Here is a 3,267-nt window from a genome sequence, read left to right as displayed (position 1 = left end):
ATTCCAAAAAGACAAAGAGCGCAACACCGCCTATTCCACGATTTTGGTTGCGATGGACGGCGAGCGCACCATTTTGGAATATCGCGGGGCGAATGATTATTTGAGCGAAAAGGAAATTGATTTTGAAAATTTAAAAAGCGATTGGATTTATATTGATTCTCTTGCCGGCAACACAAAATTGCTTGAAGACATTTTGGATTGGGCGAAGAAAAATGGAATTAAAACGGCGTTTAATCCGGGCAAGCGGATGATAAATTTTGGAGAAAAACTTCAGCCGTATCTTGCTCAAGTTGATATTTTTCTCGCGAACGAAGACGAGTCCGCGCTCATCGCGGGCGTTGAATATAAAAAGGAAAATGAGCCGGAAATTTTTGCCAAGCTTGATAAAATAGTGAAGGGAATCGTGGTGATGTCAAAGGGGCCGAGGGGTGTTGAAGTTTCCGACGGCAAAAATCATTATATAGCCGGCATCCCTGATTCTCCTGTTGTGGAAAGAACCGGCGCCGGCGACGCTTTTGGCTCCGGTTTTGTGTGCGGATATATTCAAAACGAAGGCGATATTGAACATGCCATTCAGCTCGGCACAGCCAACGCCACTTCCGTTGTCCAGTATTTTGGTTCAAAAAAAGGCATTTTGAAAAAAGGCGATTGGGGAGAGTATCCGAAAATAAAGGTGGAGACGATTTATTAAGTGTAATTTTGATTTTTGATATTTACATTTTTAATTAAGTATTTATGACGTTCCAGTCAAAAAAAGAAATAATGAAAGTAGGAATTCTGCTCGCGATTGTTTTCGGCGCGGTTTTTTGTATTAATTATTTAAGAAATTCCGCGGCAACGCGGCTGGATTTTCTGGACAAGTACGCCATCCCGACCGAATTTGAATTTAACGGCAGTAAAATCGCCCTTGCGTGGACCGACGACAACACAGGCGAGAATTTAATTATCCAAAGCGACAAGAAAGAATATAACGGGTTTAACCAAGCCGATGTGTATTTCAGCGTTACTAACATCAGCAAGCAATCTCAAAAAGTAGATCTGAAATTTATTCCGGCAAAAGGCGACTATATTGAAGTAGCGAGCATTGAGCAGATTAACAAAACGAATGAGGCAGACTTGTCCGCCGGCGAGGCGGATAACATAAATTCCGGACAAACGAATTTTTACAAAGCAACACTCAAATTCAAGCCGCACAGCAAAGGCGAGTTTTTCATAGAAGCGAAAGGAGACAAAGGCGGGTACGGATATTTAGACCCGTGGTATTCGTCATCTTGGACTTACAAACGAGCCATTACTCTTCAAGGCAGTAAAATCGCCACAACCACAACCGCTTTTCCAGTTTTAGCCACTACAACCCTTGCCGACCTTAAAACAACAACCAACGGCGGAAAGGTGGGGAATGACAACGGCTATGACATTATATTCGTGGACAGCGACGACAGCACTTTGCTTAACTATGAAAGGGAAAAATACGCCAGCACCACGGGCGAAATCGCCTATTGGATTAAAACAGACATCGCCAGCTCAACAGACAAAACCATTTATATGTATTACGGAAACGCGGGGGCGAGCGACACGGCGACCACGACAGGGGTTTGGGATGATAATTTTGTTATGGTTCAGCATTTGCAGGAAGACCCAGGGCCTGGCGGAGCCGGCGATATTAAAGATTCAACAAAGTATGCCCACAATGGAACAGCTGAGGCATCAATGACAACTAGTGACCAAGTGGCGGGTCAGATTGATGGGAGTTTTGATTTTGACAATACAGGTGATAATGTGAGTGTTTCTGAGTTTGCGACATCTACAATATCAAATTGGTCGTGGTCTGGTTGGTTTAATGTATCTGCAATAAACACGGGAGCCAATTATGCTATTAGCAATGCTAATAGCACGAGTTTTTATTTTGAATCTGCGCGGATAACCACGAATTGGAAAAATAGTTTAAGTGGGAATGTTTATACTAATCATACTTTAGTACCCGTAATTAATACTTGGTATTATATTTATGAAGAATTTAATGCTATAAACTTTTGTGTTTATATAAATGGAGCTCTAAGTGCTTGTTATAATTATGGTGTTAATGGCTATCAAATTAATATGCCAGTTTCTATTGGCAATATCTCTCCGCCTTATACAACGCGAGGCTGGAATGGAAAGATAGACGAAGTCCGCGTCTCCAACACCGCCCGCACCGCCGGCTGGATTACTACGGAGTATAATAATCAGAGCAATATAGCAACCTTTTTGACAATAGGGGCGGAGGAGACGGCGCCGGTCAGCGGTTCTCGCGCCACGCAAATAAATTCTCCGCAGACGAGTTTATTAACGAACGGCTTAGTCGGCTATTGGAGTTTTAACGGCGCGGATATGGATTGGGCAAGCACTACCGCCGAAGCGTTGGACCGAAGCGGAAACAGCAATAACGGCGATGTCATCAATGGCGCTAAGCCGGCGGCGGGGATTTCGGGCCAGGGGTTAAGTTTTGATGGGGTGGATGATTATGTGAACACTAATTATAAAATTCCGATTGTAGACCATAATATAACAATAAGCGGTTGGTTTAATGCCACAAAAACAAGAGAAGGCAACTATGGTTTATTCCAAAATACTCAATACCCATCGGGGTTAGAAGCTCAGACAGAATATATATATGTCGGCACCACGCAATTTAAAATTGTATATAGTTTTTTCGCTGGGATTGTGCAATCCGGCGCAAGTATTAATTTTGCAGACCCGACTTATTCAAATTTTAACAAATGGAATCATTTTAGCATCGTTGTAGAACACGGAGGGGGGACAATCAATCTTTCAACATTCACTAATGGATCTTTAACCGGAAACACGAGCACCAGCACGAGTTTTATAGCGAATCCGTCAGGAGTGTTCAATATCGGGCGTTCAGAAAATGGACCTGGAGCTCCCGCTTGGAGTGGTCTCATAGACGAAGCCCGCATTTCCAACACCGCCCGCACACAGGGCTGGATTACTACGGAGTATAATAACCAGAGCGATGTGGCGAGTTTTTTGACGATTGGGGGGGAGGAGAGTCTTTCTGTTCCGGCGACTCGGAGCGGAGGGGAGAATGTTAAGACGAGGATAAAGGGAGGAGTGATATTTAAGGGAGGGGTGAGGTTTTGAATTTTTCCCTCACCCCCGGCCCCTCTCCCGCCACTGCGGTTGCGGGAGAGGGGAGCTATTTTGAAGAGTTATTTTTAGCAAGAATAAAAAATTACAAAATTAAAAGGGGTGAGGTTTTGAATTTTT

General features: G+C 43.6%; 2 protein-coding genes. Both read left to right on the top strand.

From position 1 onward, the window contains the following. The coding region (locus KKD20_01030; GenBank protein MBU4331690.1) for a carbohydrate kinase family protein at positions 1-691 on the top strand (691 nt) is incomplete at its 5' end. Between the two features lie 44 nt (positions 692-735). Beyond that, positions 736-3,141 carry a DUF2341 domain-containing protein gene (locus KKD20_01025; GenBank protein MBU4331689.1) on the top strand — a complete coding sequence of 802 codons (2,406 nt, stop codon included), beginning with the start codon at positions 736-738 and terminating at the stop codon, positions 3,139-3,141. Positions 3,142-3,267 lie beyond the last annotated feature (126 nt).

This window comes from Patescibacteria group bacterium, from assembly GCA_018896645.1.
In the GTDB taxonomy this organism is placed as follows: domain Bacteria; phylum Patescibacteriota; class Patescibacteriia; order UBA2591; family JABMQE01; genus JAHIMF01.
This window is presented reverse-complemented; position numbering and strand designations above follow the sequence as displayed.